General features: G+C 54.6%; 17 protein-coding genes. 3 read left to right on the top strand and 14 right to left on the bottom strand.

Translation table 11 applies throughout. The annotated features are described in order from the left end of the window. Window positions 1-17: 17 nt before the first annotated feature. The 5 genes from IPM50_13720 to IPM50_13700 all read right to left on the bottom strand — a co-directional run bounded on the left by IPM50_13720 (window position 18) and on the right by IPM50_13700 (window position 5,291). Window positions 18-1,070, bottom strand: a complete 1,053-nt coding sequence (locus IPM50_13720) for a hypothetical protein (protein ID QQS32698.1) — start codon at window positions 1,068-1,070, stop codon at window positions 18-20. Continuing rightward, the gene (locus IPM50_13715) at window positions 1,067-1,498 is read right to left on the bottom strand and encodes a hypothetical protein (protein ID QQS32697.1); all 432 of its coding nucleotides are present in this window, start codon (window positions 1,496-1,498) and stop codon (window positions 1,067-1,069) included. The genes IPM50_13720 and IPM50_13715 overlap by 4 nt, the downstream gene beginning before the upstream one ends. Then, the gene (locus tag IPM50_13710) at window positions 1,498-3,252 is read right to left on the bottom strand and encodes a hypothetical protein (protein ID QQS32696.1); all 1,755 of its coding nucleotides are present in this window, start codon (window positions 3,250-3,252) and stop codon (window positions 1,498-1,500) included. Before IPM50_13710 ends, IPM50_13715 begins: the two co-directional genes overlap by 1 nt. A gap of 13 nt (window positions 3,253-3,265) precedes the next feature. Then, on the bottom strand, window positions 3,266-4,648 hold the full coding sequence (locus tag IPM50_13705; protein QQS32695.1) for an HlyC/CorC family transporter: 1,383 nt from the start codon (window positions 4,646-4,648) through the stop codon (window positions 3,266-3,268). Between the two features lie 70 nt (window positions 4,649-4,718). Continuing rightward, the gene (locus tag IPM50_13700) at window positions 4,719-5,291 is read right to left on the bottom strand and encodes a (2Fe-2S)-binding protein (GenBank protein ID QQS32694.1); all 573 of its coding nucleotides are present in this window, start codon (window positions 5,289-5,291) and stop codon (window positions 4,719-4,721) included. 71 nt (window positions 5,292-5,362) lie between these two features. On the opposite strand from IPM50_13700, the gene IPM50_13695 reads away from it, so the two are divergent. Genes IPM50_13695 through pyk form a run of 3 tightly spaced genes read left to right on the top strand, consistent with a single transcriptional unit; the run spans window position 5,363 to window position 9,462 of the window. After that, window positions 5,363-5,932 (top strand): TlpA family protein disulfide reductase, encoded by a 570-nt coding sequence (locus IPM50_13695; protein QQS32693.1) that lies wholly within the window; start codon window positions 5,363-5,365, stop codon window positions 5,930-5,932. 9 nt (window positions 5,933-5,941) lie between these two features. After that, a complete protein-coding gene (locus IPM50_13690) occupies window positions 5,942-7,894 on the top strand; it encodes a glycoside hydrolase family 15 protein (GenBank protein QQS32692.1) in 1,953 nt (650 codons plus the stop codon). Between the two features lie 53 nt (window positions 7,895-7,947). Beyond that, the gene (pyk, locus tag IPM50_13685; GenBank protein QQS32691.1) at window positions 7,948-9,462 is read left to right on the top strand and encodes a pyruvate kinase; all 1,515 of its coding nucleotides are present in this window, start codon (window positions 7,948-7,950) and stop codon (window positions 9,460-9,462) included. On the opposite strand, the gene IPM50_13680 is transcribed toward pyk, so the two are convergent. The 9 genes from IPM50_13680 to IPM50_13640 all read right to left on the bottom strand — a co-directional run bounded on the left by IPM50_13680 (window position 9,459) and on the right by IPM50_13640 (window position 16,299). Next, a complete protein-coding gene (locus tag IPM50_13680) occupies window positions 9,459-10,151 on the bottom strand; it encodes a VIT family protein (protein ID QQS32690.1) in 693 nt (230 codons plus the stop codon). The genes pyk and IPM50_13680 overlap by 4 nt on opposite strands. A 21-nt stretch (window positions 10,152-10,172) precedes the next feature. After that, on the bottom strand, window positions 10,173-10,766 hold the full coding sequence (locus IPM50_13675) for a hypothetical protein (protein ID QQS32689.1): 594 nt from the start codon (window positions 10,764-10,766) through the stop codon (window positions 10,173-10,175). Window positions 10,767-10,817: 51 nt separating this feature from the next. After that, on the bottom strand, window positions 10,818-11,300 hold the full coding sequence (locus IPM50_13670) for a hypothetical protein (protein ID QQS32688.1): 483 nt from the start codon (window positions 11,298-11,300) through the stop codon (window positions 10,818-10,820). Then, complete coding sequence (locus tag IPM50_13665) at window positions 11,297-12,322, bottom strand: radical SAM protein (GenBank protein QQS32687.1); 1,026 nt, start codon at window positions 12,320-12,322, stop codon at window positions 11,297-11,299. Before IPM50_13665 ends, IPM50_13670 begins: the two co-directional genes overlap by 4 nt. 123 nt (window positions 12,323-12,445) lie before the next feature. After that, window positions 12,446-13,144 (bottom strand): outer membrane lipoprotein carrier protein LolA, encoded by a 699-nt coding sequence (locus IPM50_13660; GenBank protein ID QQS32686.1) that lies wholly within the window; start codon window positions 13,142-13,144, stop codon window positions 12,446-12,448. Window positions 13,145-13,357: 213 nt separating this feature from the next. Then, window positions 13,358-14,035 carry an ABC transporter ATP-binding protein gene (locus tag IPM50_13655; protein ID QQS32685.1) on the bottom strand — a complete coding sequence of 226 codons (678 nt, stop codon included), beginning with the start codon at window positions 14,033-14,035 and terminating at the stop codon, window positions 13,358-13,360. A gap of 8 nt (window positions 14,036-14,043) precedes the next feature. Further along, window positions 14,044-15,114 (bottom strand): hypothetical protein, encoded by a 1,071-nt coding sequence (locus IPM50_13650; protein ID QQS32684.1) that lies wholly within the window; start codon window positions 15,112-15,114, stop codon window positions 14,044-14,046. Between the two features lie 180 nt (window positions 15,115-15,294). Continuing rightward, window positions 15,295-15,618, bottom strand: a complete 324-nt coding sequence (locus IPM50_13645) for a cytochrome C oxidase subunit IV family protein (protein QQS32683.1) — start codon at window positions 15,616-15,618, stop codon at window positions 15,295-15,297. Between the two features lie 12 nt (window positions 15,619-15,630). After that, complete coding sequence (locus tag IPM50_13640) at window positions 15,631-16,299, bottom strand: cytochrome c oxidase subunit 3 (protein QQS34531.1); 669 nt, start codon at window positions 16,297-16,299, stop codon at window positions 15,631-15,633. Window positions 16,300-16,584 lie beyond the last annotated feature (285 nt).

Below are 16,584 nucleotides of genomic sequence, written 5' to 3'. Positions count from 1 at the left end.
TAAAATTGTTCCTTAATTTACTTGTTCTTTGCGATCCTGAAAATATCGTCGAGCGTAACGACGTAAATGTGCGTGGCCGACAGTGCGATCTCGCCGTTAGTATAACCCGTATCCATCTTAACGGGCTCACCGCCGGACATTGAAATGCGGAAAAGGCTGTAAAGCGCCATTCCCTCGTTTGCAAAATAATAGACGTTCGCGCCGTCCGCGGCGAACGGAAGGTTCGCTATGCTCTCAACCATCGTGACGGGTTCGCTACCCTCTTTACCGACGCTCCGCAGCTGCCAATTCGCGTTGTCGCCCGCACGATGGCTAAAATAAATGCGTCCTCCGCTGATGATTAGGTGGTCAAAACCCTCATTTTCAGCCGCTTTCAAAATTATCGTGATACCGCCGCCTTTGAGCGGCTTTCGCGCGATCCCGGACCTTGACGTCCAATAGAGGTATTCGCCGTCAGACGCCGCATTTGCGGCGAGCAGTTGTTTCGCGGCAAAGATCTCGGGCTTGCCGCCTTCGATGGGAGCGGAAAATATATCCGACGGGCGAACAGGTTCGTCGGGCGTATAGTAGCCGTGATTCACCCAATAAATTCGGTTGTTTGCCAACACCTTGTCAGCCCCAAGTCCGATATTTGACGTAACTATCTCGTCACGCACCGATCCATCGACCGCGTATCGCTGCATCGCACCGCCGGCGTTCCAATAGATGAATTTGTCATCGTGAATAAGCGCACCTGCATCGGTCTGCGGGAACTTTTCGCCGTCGTCGATCTTGGTTATTTCCCTTGTTCTAAGATCGATCCGCCGGACACCGTTAGTGCCGTCCATCTTGTCCGCGATCGTCCCGCCCATGGTCAGAAATATCGCGTCATCGAACAATGCAATGCCCGAAACACGCGAAAGCCCTTCGCTTTTGCCGGCCACCTTTTCAGAATTCGGCCAATTATCCTTTTCGATCTTCGGCTGTTCCGCCGGGCTGCCGCAGCCCGCCGCCCAAAGCATTACAACGCCAAGAATGGCCGATCTCAGCCCCGTAAATGAAAATTTGAACGCCCCCGCGATCTTTATCATTCTTTTGAAAATGCCGAAACGGCAACAGAAACCACACCAAAGATTATCATCAAACCGCCTAAGGGAGCGAGGAACACGCCCGGCCCCGGATCGCTGTCAGAGTGCCAGACGCCGCCCAACAGGAACCCGACCGGCATCAGTACAACGCCCAACCGAAGTGCGAGCATAGCGGCCTTCGGGAACTTCGGAGAATAGATCCGTATATAAAATGCAGCGGCAAGCAGGAGAAGATTGAGAACGCCGCCGTGCGAATGTGCGAGCCGGAACATCTCGCGACGGACCTCGTCCTGCAGGTATGCCGGCGAGCGAAACGCCAACAGCCCTTCGAGCAGCAGGCCGAGCGTCATCCATACAGCAATGCTGATCCACGCCTGTTTCAGGGCGGAGGTTTCATTGATCGGCGGGGCTTCTACTCTTTCTTTCGCCATTATTCCCCGACCTCCAGATCGACGTTTTTTCGTACCGCACGCAATGCCGCCGCAGCTTGTTCTGTCTCGCGAACTCGTTCTGCGCTAAAACGCCGCCGCCATTCCTCGACGACCGGCTTTCGGTCATCAGCAAATAGCAGGTAATCCGGCCGCGTCACCGCGGGAAACCAAGCCGAGAGCCCGTTCGCCGCGAAATAGCGGACTATCGGATAATTGTCGGTCGAGAACGACTCCAGCAGAAAAGGAGCCGCAATATCGCTGTTCCCATGACGCAGCAGTGCGTCTGCCATCATCGCCCTTGTCAGCGCATCGCCGGCAAAAAGGCCTCGGATCGTTTCGGGGCGGTCGAATTCTCCGTTTGACGATGGCTTCGCGTCTTTGAAATACTCCGGCCACATTTCCTTCGAGCTGTTGATCGCCCAGTTCAGCGACTTATCCACGTGGCATTGACTGCACGCGTTCGGGACGCCTTTCTCAGCGGTCATCTCGGGCCGCGGGACCGATATCTGATGCGTCGGGTGAAAAGTCTGGACACCGTAAACGACCTTTGGCATATGGCAGGCATAGCAGCTGCTGCCCGCGGAATCGGCTTCGTGTTTTGTATGTTTCGCGACCGCTTCCGGAGCCTTGTATTCGGTGTGGCACTGTGTGCATGCAAGATTCGTCCGCATCTCGTCCGTGATCTGGCCTTTCACGTCGCCGCCGTGCATCGTATGGCATGAGAGGCAATTGATGCGTGCACCGGCTTTTCCTTTTGTAAAGCAGGGCGATGCCTTCAGCCCCTGATATTCGTACGCTGTCAGCCGCGGCGAACCGTCCGGCCAAAAGCGGGTCTCAAAGGTCATTTCGCCCAATTTCGAATCTGCGTGAATTGGTTTGTAGTATTTCGAGAGGTCGTCGCCCGCGTCGAAAGGATCTCCTTTGGTCAAGATCTCGCGAATGCGAGTCTGCGGTTCGGGCATTCGCTGGCCGTGGCAATGCCCGCAGATCATCATCGATCGGTCGGTATCAATTCCGAGCGGATCGACGATCTTTTTCTCGTCGCCGCCGCCAAAACGCCATAGATTGCGCCGCAGCGGATTGGCGGCGAGTTCCGCATGTTCGGCACCCTGTGCATGACAAGCACCGCATGCGATGCCGAGTTCGGAAACCTCAGTTTTTGCCAGACGGGTCCGAAAATCGAAATTCGGCTGTGCTTTGACGTTGTGGCAAAAAACGCAGTTCACGTCCCATTGCGCGAGGTGCTGATCGAAATTGTCGCTGTCGGGATAAAAGAACGATCCGTTCAGGCTCATCCAGCGGCGGTTCATCAGGTCGTAGGCGATGGGAAAGCGATAATACTGTCCGTTGTTCTTTATCAGGTACTGTTCGATGCGGCGTGAGCCGACCGTGCGCTCGATCTTGTGTTTTTCACGGCTGCCGTCGGGATTCGTGAGTTCAAAATAGAATCCCTCCGCATCGCGTGTCATCTTTGCTTTGACGCCTAAATACTCCAAAGTATTCTCTCTTTCAAAATCGCCCTGCACCGTTTCGCCGCCGGCCTCCTGCGTCATGCGGCTGTGGTGCGTCCGGCGCCAGCTCGTATAGTGTTCCTCGTGACAGACGCGGCAATCCGTTGACTGCAGATAATTCTCGTCAGCCTTTCCTTCGCGAGTTCCGACGTATTTTCCCCGCATTCCGAAAACGGCGAACGCAACGACCAACACCGCGGCGGCCGTGATCGCGATCGAGCGTAATACGTCCGAATTCGTCATTTGAACGAGGATATCAGTTTTTCCGCAAACGGACCTTCTTGATGCGTCGTCTATCTACCGTCTCTATGTGAAATGTATGGCCGTTAAAAGGCACCGCCTCTCCCTCGTCCAAAATTCGCCCCGATTCGGACATCAGAAAGCCCGCGATGGTCGTATATGCCTCAGAGATCGGAATGCTCAGGCCCAACCGTTTGTTCAGGTCGCGAACGGCGAGCCCGCCGTCCAGAAGGTAACTTCCGTCCTTTTGTTCGTCGATCTGTTCGTTGACCTCTTCATCATGTTCATCGGAAATATCGCCGACGATCTCTTCCAGCAGATCCTCGAGAGTAATGATGCCCTCGACGCCGCCATGTTCGTCAACAACAAAACCGAAATGGAATTTTTCTTCCTGCATCTGCCGCAAAACGTCCTCAAGCCGGGCCGTGTCGACGACATAATGCGGCTTTTTCATCAGCTTTTCGATCTTGAATGACTTCGCGTTACGCAGGAACGCGACAACATCCTTGCTGTGAATGTATCCTGCGATGTCGTCGAGCGATCCGCGATATACCGGAAGCCTCGAATAGCCGCTCGCTGCGAACTTTTCAAGTATCTCGTCGAGAGTGCTTTTGACAGAGATCGCGACTATCTCTGTCCGAGGGATCATAGCTTCTTTTACGGTCGTATCGGAGAATTCGAAGATCTGGTCGATCAGCTTGTGCTCCTCTTTGTTGAGGTGGCCGCTCGCGAGCGACGCGGAAAGCAATTGCTTGATCTCCTCTTCTGTATAGCCGATCTGATCCGTGTTCATTTTGCCGAGCCCCAAAAGCCTTACGGTCTGTTTGCCGCTCCATTCCAGCAAACGGATCGGATAAATGAATATCCGATAAAATAACCGAAGTACAGGAGCCGTCAGATAGGCGATCTTCTCTGTTTTTTCAAGCGCTATCGTCTTGGGAGCAAGCTCGCCGAAAACAATGAGAAAGAACGTGACCAGCGAGAACGAGATGACCAGCGAGAATGTGTGCAGAACGACACCAGAGGCTATTACGGCGAGTCCGCTTTGTTCTGCCAGCCAGAGAAAGAGGGGCTGGATAAATGCGGCTACGGCCGGCTCGCCGAACCATCCGAGTGCTAGAGAGAACAGCGTGATGCCCAACTGTGTGGCGGATATGTAGCCGTTGATGTTGTTGAGCATCTCGAGCAGCTTTTGGGCTGCCGGATCACCCTCTGCCGCGGCGGCCTCGACCCGCGAACGCCTTACCGCCACAAGTGCGAATTCACTCGCCACAAAAAATCCGTTAGCGGCGACCAGGACCGCGACGAGTAAAAAGTTCCACGCGGTCGAAACAGCATCGAACGGAAGAGCCGAAGTCGTTTCAGTAACAAATAATAATAAACTGGCGGGGTCGTCCATCGTCGGTCAGGCGGGAAATGTGGAGATCGATCGGGTCATCTCTTAAGGGAGAAAGTATATCACAAACGAACTATTCGAATATAAACATCGTGTTTTCCCGGTCGATGATCTCTTGGATCAGCATACGGCACGAACCGCAGCCGCCGCCCGCACGGCATTCCGCCTGAACTTTCTCCAAGGTGTCCGCACCTTTTGCCGCTGCGGCCTCGATGGTGTCAATAGTAATGCTGAAACAGGTACAGGCAAGAGCTTTATCGCCGGAGGCCGCGATGGCCTTCTCACGATACTCGGCAAGTGCTTTTCGCAGGGCCGAAAGAGCGGCATCCGAACACGCCGGCCTGTCAGAGGCTGTGCCTTTGCCGTCTTCGGTCCGGACCGGAACAGCGTCCAAACCGTGAAGTTCCGATAGAGCACAGCCGTCAATACGCCGCGACAGCGTTTCGGCCGCAGCGATCATGAAACCGCATCCGTTGGAGGTGTATCCGATCGCGGAGATGTTGCCGTCCTCGATCCGCAGAGCGAACCGCAACCATGACCCGCAGCGGATGTTCGCATCGACACCAACGGCATCAAAACGGTCGGGCTCACCGCTGTGAATACACGACGCGATGATGTCTTCGATGTCCTGCGGATAGATACCCATTAACTTCGCGGCCGGATCGACCGCTCAGATGATTTTTACAAAAAAGCGGCCGCAAACTAAAATCTAACTATATGCGGAGTTTCCTGATATTTGTTTTCGCGATGTTCATACTGTCGGCTTGCAGGCCATCGGCCGCCCCGGTCGCTGTTTCGGACGCACCCAGCTCGATCAACGACAGGCCGACGACGAACCTTCCGGTCGTGCCGACCAAGCCGATTAGGGACATGTCCTGGACCGACCTCGATGAAAAGGTCCATAAGCTCGGCGATTTCCAGGGCAAAGCAGTGATCCTGGATTTTTGGGCAACCTACTGCGAACCTTGCAAACGTGCGATCCCGCATTTGAATTCCCTTGTAGAAAAGCACGGTGCCGACAACCTTTATATCGTCGGCCTGAACGTCGGCGGCGAGGAGGACAGCGGCAAGATACCGAAGTTCCTCGAAACGACGAAGATCGATTATTTGATAGCATTTCCGGAGGACGCCCTGACGCGATTCGTTTTCGCGGAACGCAGCGACATCCCGCAGACGATCGTATTCGACCGAAAAGGAAATCAGGTAACAAAGCTGATCGGCTTCAGCCCGCCGATCCAGAAGCAGCTCGACGAAGCAGTGGAAATGGCCGTCAATTCCCAACCGTAAGGGGCGAATATGAGGGATATTCCCGTCGGAAACGGCAGCCTGCTGATAAATTTCGACGATAAATATCAGATACGCGACGTGTATTTCCCGCACGTCGGGCAGGAAAATCATAGCGAAGGATTCCCTTTTCGCAGCGGCATTTGGATTGACGGCGAGTTCTCGTGGCTGCACGAGGACGGATGGGATCGAAGCCTGAATTATCGCCCAGATTCGCTCGTAACCGACGTCACTCTTGGGCATGCTGCCTTGGATATCCGCATTAACTGCTCGGATGCGGTTCATCCCTATAAGAACATCTTCGTGCGGAGGCTTTCGTTGACGAACCTCTCAGATCATATGCGGGAGGTCCGTTTTTTTCTTCACCATGACTTTCGCATCTATGAGAACAAGGTCGGCGATACCGCATTCTTTGACCCTGAGACCCATTCGCTGATCCACTACAAAAAGCATCGGTATTTCCTGATCGACACTGATCCGCATTTTGACGAGTTCGCGACCGGCCGCAAGGCTTTCCGCCATCAGGAAGGCACGTGGCGCGACGCGGAAGACGGCCGCCTGCACGGCGGGGCGATAACCGAAGGCTCGGTTGATTCTACGATAGCGATCCATTTTGAACTTGAACCATACGGGACACATCAGTTTTATTATTGGATCGCAGCGGCCGCTTCATACGCCGACGCCGCTGAGTTGAACGGATCCGTTCTGTCTCAAGGTCCCGAGTCGCTGCTTGCTTCGACCGAGAAGCACTGGATCGATTGGCTCAAGGATGGAAATTCAGTTTCCGATGATCTGTCGGGTGCTGTCCGAGATCTGTATTCAAGAAGCCTTTTGATCGTTCGCAGCCAGATCGATAACGGCGGAGCCATCATTGCCGCGAACGACCACGATGTGACCGACCGTGCGACGGACCATTACAGTTATCTGTGGCCTCGGGACGGTGCGTTCGTAGCAAATGCGGCCGACATTGCGGGATTTCCCGACATCGGCCGGAGATTTTTCGAACTGTGTGCGCGGATAGTTCACCCGCGAGGCTACTTTTTGCAGAAATACAATCCGGACGGTTCGGTTGGTTCCGGCTGGCATGCGTATTGGGATCCATACCGCAAGCGCGAACTGCTGCCGATACAGGAGGACGAAACGGCACTCGTGATCTGGGCTCTTGGCGAGCATCTTCGACTGTATCCGGACGCGTCGTTCGCCGGCGAAATGTACAGCAAACTGGTACTGCGGTGCGCAAGGTTCATGGCCGAATATCGCGATGCCGAAACAGGCCTGCCAAGGCCGAGTTGGAACCTTTGGGAAGATCGCCGCGGCGTGCACACGTTCACGTGTGCAGCGGTCGTCGCCGGATTGCGATCCGCAGCCGATATCGCGACAGGCCTCGGCAGAGCGGATGATTCCGGTGAATTTTCCGCCGCCGCAGACGAGATCGTCCGCGGAATGCGAGAACATTTGTATTCAGCAGAACACGGCCGTTTTTTGCGGTCGCTGCAGGCAAACGGTGACGATGAACTGACGCCTGACCCGACCGTAGATTCGTCGCTTTTCGGTGTGTTTTATTTTGATTGTTTCGACGCGGACGACGCGATGACAGCAGGGACCTTGGCAGCGGTAGAAAGCTCGCTGATCAATCGTGAGGCCTTTGGCGGCGTGGCTCGCTTCGAGGGCGATGGCTATATGCTTGAATCCGAAGGCATTACCGGGAATTCGTGGATCATCTGCACGCTGTGGCTGGCAGAATATTACATAGCAAACGCAAAGACGCCCGATGACCTCGCGCCTGCATTGGCGGCGCTCGAATGGGTCGCCGAGCGTGCACTTCCGTCCGGCGTGCTTCCCGAACAGATCGATCCTGTCACGGGAAAACACCTCTCCGTTTCTCCGCTGACATGGTCGCATTCTACGTTCGTCGCAACGGTTCACAGCTATTCGAAAAAGCTTGGCGTGTTGCGTTCATCTTAAGTTATCGCATCGACGTTGTTGGGCGAACAGCCTACTGAGCTAAAATCGAACCAATGAGAAAAGCAAAGATATTGGCGACCATCGGCCCCGCCTCGAATGAGCCCGCGGTGCTCGACGCAATGATCGCGGCGGGAATGAACGCGGTTCGCATAAACATGTCGCACGGAAGCCGCGAACAGCATCAGCAGACGCTTGAGAACGTCCGTGCAGCGGCTCTGCGGGCAGGCAAGCCCATCGCGGAGCTTATAGATCTTTCGGGGCCGAAGATAAGAACCCGCACGTTGACTGACGGCAAGCCGGTCCTGTTGACGACCGGCGAGCGTTTTGTGATTACCACGCGCGACATCGCCGGTGATGCTCATCAGATCTCTACGAATTTCGCCGGTTTGCCGCAGGCGGTTAACGCAGGGTCACGCATACTGCTTGACGACGGAGCGATAGAACTCTTGGTAGAAGAGGTCGCGGACAGCGATGTTATTTGCCGTGTAGTGACGGGCGGCATATTGAGCGAACGCAAAGGCATTAACCTGCCGAACACGGCATTGCCGATCCCATCATTGACCGAAAAGGATCGAGCGGACCTCGAATGGGCAGTCGAGCAGAATGTTGATTACATCGCATTGTCATTCGTCAGGACCGCGGAAGATTGCCGCGAGGTCAAAGATCTGATCAAAAAGCTGAACAAGCGGAAACTTGGCCGTGCCCTGCTCGTCGCAAAGATAGAAAAAAGCGAAGCGGTCGATAACTTGCTTGAGATCATCGATGCGACTGACGGGCTGATGGTCGCCCGCGGCGACCTCGGCGTCGAGACCAGCGTCGAACTCGTTCCCGTCTATCAGAAGCGCATCATCGAACTCGCCGTGGCGAATGATCGTTTTGTCATCACTGCTACGCAGATGCTCCAGTCGATGATCGAGAATCCGTTCCCGACACGTGCCGAGGCGTCCGATGTTGCAAATGCGGTGTGGGACGGCACCGACGCTGTGATGCTCTCTGCTGAGACCGCAAGCGGCAATTATCCCGTCGAGGCCATTGAAACAATGGCCCGCATTATCGACTCGGCAGAAACGATACGCCCGGAACAGCTGAAGAAACCCGTAAAATTCTCGCAGCCGCCATCGGCCCGGACGAGCCAGGCACTTTGCAAGGCCGCAGCCGCAGCCGCAAAGGAGATGCAGACCGACAAGATCGCGGTCTTCACGGAATCGGGACTGATGGCTCGGCGGCTGTCGTCATTCCGCTCGGGGCTCGCGACGTTCGCTCTGACAACGTCCGGCGATTCGTGCGGCCAGCTTGCATTGATCTGGGGCGTCACACCGTTGTTCGACGAGGGCCTTGTCGTCGCCGGGCAGGAAAACAAGATCGGCGAAGGCACTATGCTCGACCTGATGGCGTCGGGATCCGATGCGACGGTTGATATGCTGAAAACAGGCGAAAACACTCTCCTCGACGCAGGTGTCGTCGAGAACGGAGAAACAATAGTCATGCTCGCGGGAAGGCTGTCAGGTTTGGGTTTGTCCAGTTCGGTGAACGTCTGGACGATCGGCGAAGACGTTGCCCGCCGCTAGCCGACCGTTGTGCCGAATACGTAGCCGACGGCAGCGGTTGCAAGCATTGCGGCGGCACCCCAAAACATTACACGCCAAGCGCCTTTTAGAACGCTCGCACCGCCCATATTCGCCGCGACGCCGCCAAGCAACGCCAGGAATATCAGTGAACTGACCGCAACGGCTAAGATGAGCATCCCGCCCGCGAAAACTGCCGCGACCGCGAGCGGCAATGCAGCTCCGATGGCAAAACTGACCGCAGAATAGACCGCGGCCTGCAGTGGCCTGGCACTCATGACCGTCGAGATACCCAGTTCATCGCGTGCATGAGCCCCAAGCGCATCGTGCTTTGTAAGCTGTGCGGCGACCTCGCGGGCGAGTTCGGGCTCCAGCCCGCGGTCCTCGTAAATGCCGGCAAGTTCCGCCAGCTCGTGCTCGGGGCTCGTATCGAGCTCTTTCCGCTCACGTTCGAGGTCCGCCCGCTCCGTGTCCGCCTGAGAGAAGACCGACACATATTCGCCTGCGGCCATAGACATCGATCCCGCAACAAGGCCTGCCATGCCCGCGAGCATGATGGCCCCGAATTCCGCCTGGGCCGCAGCTACGCCGATTATCAGGCTGGCGGTAGAGACGATGCCGTCATTCGCGCCGAGCACTGCGGCTCGGAGCCATCCAATACGGTCAGTGCGATGATATTCGCGGTGCCTCATTTTGGATCGGCTATTTGAAGGTTATTTAGAATCGCGCCGAGCCTGATTACGCTTGTTGGTTGACGCAAGGTGCGAACGCTTCTGTGTTATCCCGCTGCGGGCTATCCGTGTCTGCTCGACCTTCGCTTTGGTCGAACGCGTCCTCGCAGCGGTCTGCGGTTTCTGAACCGTATCGACCGCAGGGTTCTTGGCAGCTTTCGAAGCTGTCGTCGCTTTAGCCGATCGGGCAGGCTTTGCGGCCGCTTTCGGAGCTTTGGACTTTGCAGCTGAAGCAAGAAGTTTTTTCGATGCTTCGCGTTCTTTCTCCTTCGCAACACGCTTTTCCAACGCTTCGAGCCTTGCGACAAATATATCGTGCACCTCAGCGAACATCTCCGCTTTTTCCCTGCTGCGGTCGGGGGCCGCCAGGCCGCGTGCTTTGGTCTTTTTCTGAGCTCCGCGAACCTGAGACTTCTTCACATCGCGCAGCTTGTCCCTCAATGTTCTGCTACGCTTTACAAGCCGCTTCAGATCCGCGACGGAATGTTTGGTCAGCCGCGGTGCACGAGCATCGTCGTAGAGTTCAAGTTCCTTTTCGCTTGTGAGTGCTTTTGCCTGTTTTCTGTCGAATTTCATATACCTTTAGGATACAGAACGGCTCTGAGCCGGGCAAAGGCAGGCGTTCGACTAACGCCAATCGGGCGGATGGCGGAACGAATGGTCAGGCTCGTTTTCGGATCTGTTAAAACCGGGATCGCTGTCTGTAAAGGAATAGGGCCCGGGCGGCGCCAACATTTCAGGCTGCCGGGAATAAACCTTTTTCCACTCTTCTCCTACGAAAAACCATAAAGAATAAACAGCTGCCGCGGTCCCGATCGGTGCATTCATCGCTGCGAGAGCGGCGGCAATTATGGCAGCGACCCTGGCCCATGACTTCTTGCCGCGTATCGCGTACCAAGCTATGAATGACGGAGCGGTCATGAGAGTGTGGATCAGCAAGACGAATGCGAAAACGACGGCCATCAGCGGCGCCGGAAAGTCAGGATCTTCCGCACCCATTAGAACGGCTAACAAGAATATTGCCCCGATGAAGAGAATTATGAATGACTGAAAAAGAGCGTAGCCCAAAAAGGTCCAAGAAACGTAGGTATTGTGCTGCTCTCCGCTCATTCGGCGTTAAGTATTTGCGAGACCGTTTCCTTCTTGATGCCGCCGCCGTTCCGTTTGTTGTATTCCGCGAGCGAAATTTGCGGGTCGCGCCACGCGTCGAGATGACCGACCTGATGAACGCACTGAATGGTGCAATTGGGGGCACACCATTTTTCTGTTATGTACTCACGCCGCATGTCTTCGTGAGTGTATTCCAGCAACGGAATTCCCGGCGTGCCTCGCTGCTGAGAGCACCAGCTAACGATCCCGGCCTCATCCACATAAAGATATCGGGCACCTGCACGGCAGCGCCATTCATATTCTCCGCCGTCAACAAGGGCATCCTGAAACCAATTCCAGCGTGCGTATGAACGAGCACCCTTTGCCTTGATCTCTTTGTAAACTTCCTTCTCACGCGGCGTCAGGCCCTTCAGCAATCCGTCACCGTCGTGGATCACGCCGACCGTTGACGAAAATCCAAGTTCTCTTGCGCGGTTTGCAATCTGGAGAGCCTCTTCCGGATTAGCGACGCCGCCGCCGACCACGGAATTGATGTTCACCTTGAATTTCGCGTGTTCGCTCAGGTTGACAAGTTTGGCATCGAGGACCTTTAGGCTCTTCTTTGAGACGTCATCAGGCGTAACGTTGTCGATAGATATCTGAAGATAGTCGAGCCCTGCCTCATTCAGTTTCTTGATCTTATCGACCTGAAAGTAGTAGCCGTTGGAGATGAGCCCCGCGATCATGCCGTGATGTCGAATGCGGGCAATGATGTCGTAAATTTCGGGATGCATCATCGGTTCGCCGCCCGAGATCGTTATCACCGACGTGCGAAACTCCGCGAGCTTGTCGATGCGCTCGAGCATCGTATCGATAGGCACCGGATCGCTCGTCTTGTCGTATTCATTGCAGTAAGTGCATGAAAGATTGCACCGCCGCATTGGCACTATATGCACCAAAACGGGATGCTTGGTCGAGGCAAAAGCCCGCACTGTATGGCGGACGCCTCGTGTGAATCTGCTCAACGCACTTGCCTGTGGCATCTAAACTCCAAACAACCGACAAATCCTAGATTATAGAATTCGCGAAATACTATTTCAAACCAAACAAAAAGCCTCGGCCGGCCGTTCATGCCGTCGAGGCCCGAATTTTTTATACCTACCGGACTACGCCTTGATCTTTTTCACGTTCGCCGGATACTTCAGCTTAAAGATGTCGCCTTTTAGAGTGAGGTTCTTTTGAATACCCGTCAAAAGCACCGTCGTCGAATCGTTGTTGTGTTCCACGATCTTTGCCTGACGAGGCATTCCGTCACCGTCAACCCAAAGTTCAGCCATTTTATAGCTGGTTTCCGTCTTGGGCGTCAGTTCCAGACGCCATGTCGGCGTGCCGCCGCGGATCTGCTCCTCACCGATGTAACGAACATCGTAGTTCGCACGCAGTTGGTCCCGCGTCATGCTCATGAACGCCAAGGCACCGCCGACCGAAGCGTTGTTCTTTGCCTTTTGGACCTTGCCGACGATCACCTGATTCAGACGCGGCCGATAAAGCTCATAATCGTCACCGATGACCGATATCTGCTCCTCGACCGGCTTTGTCCAGTCGATGCGGACGTACATTCCACGCTTGGCTGTTTTCGGCAAATAGCTCGTCGTTCCCGATGTGGTGTCCGAAACGTTCAACTGCGGATTATGTTTGACCATCGTCACTTCCGCACGCAGCGACTGCAGAGACTTGTTGTGCGTGTCCAGCCTTCGCAAAATCTCTCCCAAAATGCTTTGTCCGTTCGCTTCCGCCGCAAAAACCGCGGTGAAAATTACAAGTGACGCAATACTTGCGATCTTATGGCCATTAAGTAGCCTCATAAAAATACAATTCTATAAAAATGCCTGACATCAGGTGAACCGAAGCAGGGCAGGTCTTGAATAGGACGCTCGGAAGGCCGCATTGGTTTGCCGCAAGCGGCCTAGTTGAAACAGGCCTTCGGCGTTGCGAAGATGAAAATAAGGATCAGGATGCACAGAATATCCCAGGGCAAAGACCCGCGCTCGTAATTCCAATCGAGTATTCTCTTCATATCAATTCACCACGTGACCGTCGCGCATCTGAATGGTCCGGGAACATACGGCAGCGGCCTCAGGGTTATGCGTGATCATCACGATCGTCTGATCGAACCGCTCGTTCAGCTGACGGAACATATTCAGCACGATCTCGGAATTCTCGGTATCAAGATTTCCTGTAGGCTCATCCGCCAAAATAATGGCAGGGCCGTTGACGATCGCTCGGGCCAAAGCAACCCGCTGCTGTTCACCGCCCGACAACTCAAGCGGCTTATGGTGCATTTTGTCCTCAAGTTTCAACAGACGCAATATCTCGCGGCGTTTTTCCGCGTCCGGCGCCTTCTTGCCGAGATGTATCTTTTCAGCAAGCTTCAGGTTCCCTTCTGCCGACAGAGTCGGGAAAAGATTGAACCGCTGGAAAACGAAACCGATCTTTCGCCGGCGAATATCGGTGCGGCGTGCATCGGAAACCATTGCAAGGTCTTCGCCGTCGATTATTATATTGCCGCTCGTCGGGCTCAGCAGACCGCCGAGAAGATGCAGCAGCGTCGATTTGCCGCAACCGGAAGGCCCCATTATCGCGACGAATTCGCCGCGATCGACCTCAAGATCGATCCCGCGAAGTGCAGGCACCTCGATCTTTCCTATCTTGTAGGATTTACGCAGGTCTGTCGTTTTAAGGATATGGGTCTCCATCGGGATAACTATTGAGCACGCGGCGGCGGCGTCGCAAAAGCGGCAGGTTTAGTGTTGCCGCTCTTTTGGTCGGCAAGCCTCACGTCCAGGTCGACCTCTTCCAGCCGCCACGAATTCTGCAGTACGAAAGCCGTGACCGGGAACGAATTGCCGATCGTTACTGCCTCGGGGCTCTGATATGTCAGACGCATGGAATATTTCTCTTTCGGCCGCGTTACCTGGATCTCGAGCGGCAGATTTCGAAAATTGCCAGTATCGGTCAAATTGCCCTCACGGCCGTAAACAATGTCGGACTCGATCTCGCCTTTGGCGTCAAATATTTGCTGGCGTGCCAGCCTGATGCCGCCGACGCGGTCAAACCAAAAACGGCGAACGACCTTCAATGTGCCGTCATCAAGCCGCGTAAACTCATCAAGCAGATAATAACCGCGCATCACCTTTCGAAGCGGCGACTTCTGATCGACCTTTTCATCCTCTTCGAGCTGAAAGATCGTGCTCTGGGCATAGACGAACTCACCGTTGATCGGGCGTACCAGCATGGCATCCGTGAAATGCTGCGGCCGCAGATTGGCAAAGGCGTTCACCTTGCCCACGTCACCGTCGCCCGGTTCATTCTGCAGTTGACGCTGCAGCCCCGAATAGTCGGCAGCGTTCGTACCCTTCACAAATTTCTTGTACTTTCCGCTGCCGCCGTCCTGAAGTATAGCTACCCTGAAGGTTTCGCCGTCAGAGGTCATCTGTGCCACGTCACTCTTGATGATCGGTACCTGCACCTTCAACATGATCATCGCCGGCCGCTGAACCACGATCTCTCCATCGGCCTGACGATAGACCTCTTTGTTGCCGAATTCGGCAAAAGAATTATCCTCGAACTTCAGGTCCATCTTTGCCCGCAGCGAATTAACAGCGGCAAAGCGGTTCACCTCGTTTTTCAGTTCCGCCGCGGTCGCGTCCTCTACTTTCAGCAAACGGGCCGTTGGCCGCTCCTGCTTGACGCGGATACACGCCGAACCGGCCGCCGCAATTAGCAGCAGAATGCTGAGGCGATAAAGGTTCATGCTGCGAAACAATGACAACATTCGAGTCAGATGTTATGAATGAGCCTGCCGTTTACCGGCATGTTGCTCTTGCAGATGAGCAGAGCAGGCCAAAACTGAAATCATAGCATCCGCAATTTTGATTTCCTAGCCAATAAAATACGCGGCAACAGGAAGAAAACGACCCGTTCCGCGTATTTGTTCGAAAGATTATACGCTCTGTCAGTACGAAAAAACGCCCTGACCGCGCGTGAGGTAATCCTGCATCGTATATGCGAACATTATCGCCAGCCAAAAGAAGCTTGCGACAGCCGAAAGCCAAATGAGGCGGCCGCTCCAGCGTACATGCATGAAATAGAGCATGACGAACGCCATTTTCGTGAATGCGATGAGCAGTGCGACCAGCGTATTTGCTCCGGCGAATATGAAATCGAGGTCAAACGTTGCGACATAATACGTCAGTATCGTGCCGACGACCAAGATCGCAAAGACCCCCAAATACCCCGGAATTCCGATGTGTGCCCCTTCTGTGTGATCGTGTGACATATGCGAATACAGTTAGTGAATAAAGTGCCGTCCCAGCAGATAAAGCAGCGGGAACAGGAAGATCCAGACAATGTCGACAAAGTGCCAGTAGAGGCCCGACATCTCGACCGGAGCAAAATATTCCGCAGAGAAAGTGCCTATCCATGCCTTCCACAGCAACCATGCCATCAGACCGAGCCCGACGATCATGTGCAGAGCGTGAAGGGCGGTCATGACAAAATATATGAAATAGAACAATCGGATCTTGTCCCGATATTTGTCAGGATCAAACACGCCGTTTGAAAAATAGCCGACCTTTTCGGCGTCAGTAAGGAACTGCTTTCCTGTGGTCTTTTCCTTATTCAGGCCGTAATCGACCAATGCAGCTCCGTAATTCCACTGAAACTCGCCCTTGGGATTCGGCTTTTTAGCATGAGCCGGATCGGCTGCGGCCGCTTCGGTGCGGGTCTCGATTAACGGAATCGCGAACGCCTTTTCCTTTTTGCCCGCCTCGCCCTTAAGATCGGCCTCGGTGGTCTTTTTGTTCCAACCGGTCACAGGGACGAGGCCGCTGTTGTATTTGTCCGTGTATTCGATGACCTTGACGCCGAGAAAGACGGAGCCAAAGACCATCGTAAGCACGATCATGATCACCTGGAGGTTGCGGTTGCCTTTTTGAGCATAATAGACCGCCAGAGCCATCGTAAGGCTGCTGACGATAAGTACGAGCGTATTCAGGCCGCCCCAGAATGCGTCGAGGTGATTACTGCCTTCGGCGAACGCCAAAGGATATCGAGACCTGAAGACCAGATACGCGGTGAACAGGCCGCCGAAGAACATTATTTCCTGCACCAGGAACATCCACATCCCGATCGAGACGCTTTCTTCCTGCTGCTTCATGTCCTCGAACTGGTGCTGCAGCCCCGGAGCATGATGTTCGTGATCGTGTGTTGACATTGTTTCTCTAAAAGCCAATGGCTACAAAAT

The sequence above is a fragment of the Acidobacteriota bacterium genome (assembly GCA_016700075.1).
Lineage (GTDB): Bacteria > Acidobacteriota > Blastocatellia > Pyrinomonadales > Pyrinomonadaceae > OLB17.
Note: the sequence above shows the minus strand (reverse complement) of the source record. Positions and strands in the feature narration are given on the sequence as shown.

Coding starts and splice junctions, on each gene's coding strand:
- IPM50_13720 (QQS32698.1), bottom strand. CDS start 1,070: ATGATAAAGATCGCGGGGGCGTTCAAATTTTCATTTACGGGGCTGAGA.
- IPM50_13715 (QQS32697.1), bottom strand. CDS start 1,498: ATGGCGAAAGAAAGAGTAGAAGCCCCGCCGATCAATGAAACCTCCGCC.
- IPM50_13710 (QQS32696.1), bottom strand. CDS start 3,252: ATGACGAATTCGGACGTATTACGCTCGATCGCGATCACGGCCGCCGCG.
- IPM50_13705 (QQS32695.1), bottom strand. CDS start 4,648: ATGGACGACCCCGCCAGTTTATTATTATTTGTTACTGAAACGACTTCG.
- IPM50_13700 (QQS32694.1), bottom strand. CDS start 5,291: ATGGGTATCTATCCGCAGGACATCGAAGACATCATCGCGTCGTGTATT.
- IPM50_13695 (QQS32693.1), top strand. CDS start 5,363: ATGCGGAGTTTCCTGATATTTGTTTTCGCGATGTTCATACTGTCGGCT.
- IPM50_13690 (QQS32692.1), top strand. CDS start 5,942: ATGAGGGATATTCCCGTCGGAAACGGCAGCCTGCTGATAAATTTCGAC.
- pyk (QQS32691.1), top strand. CDS start 7,948: ATGAGAAAAGCAAAGATATTGGCGACCATCGGCCCCGCCTCGAATGAG.
- IPM50_13680 (QQS32690.1), bottom strand. CDS start 10,151: ATGAGGCACCGCGAATATCATCGCACTGACCGTATTGGATGGCTCCGA.
- IPM50_13675 (QQS32689.1), bottom strand. CDS start 10,766: ATGAAATTCGACAGAAAACAGGCAAAAGCACTCACAAGCGAAAAGGAA.
- IPM50_13670 (QQS32688.1), bottom strand. CDS start 11,300: ATGAGCGGAGAGCAGCACAATACCTACGTTTCTTGGACCTTTTTGGGC.
- IPM50_13665 (QQS32687.1), bottom strand. CDS start 12,322: ATGCCACAGGCAAGTGCGTTGAGCAGATTCACACGAGGCGTCCGCCAT.
- IPM50_13660 (QQS32686.1), bottom strand. CDS start 13,144: ATGAGGCTACTTAATGGCCATAAGATCGCAAGTATTGCGTCACTTGTA.
- IPM50_13655 (QQS32685.1), bottom strand. CDS start 14,035: ATGGAGACCCATATCCTTAAAACGACAGACCTGCGTAAATCCTACAAG.
- IPM50_13650 (QQS32684.1), bottom strand. CDS start 15,114: ATGTTGTCATTGTTTCGCAGCATGAACCTTTATCGCCTCAGCATTCTG.
- IPM50_13645 (QQS32683.1), bottom strand. CDS start 15,618: ATGTCACACGATCACACAGAAGGGGCACACATCGGAATTCCGGGGTAT.
- IPM50_13640 (QQS34531.1), bottom strand. CDS start 16,299: ATGGCTCTGGCGGTCTATTATGCTCAAAAAGGCAACCGCAACCTCCAG.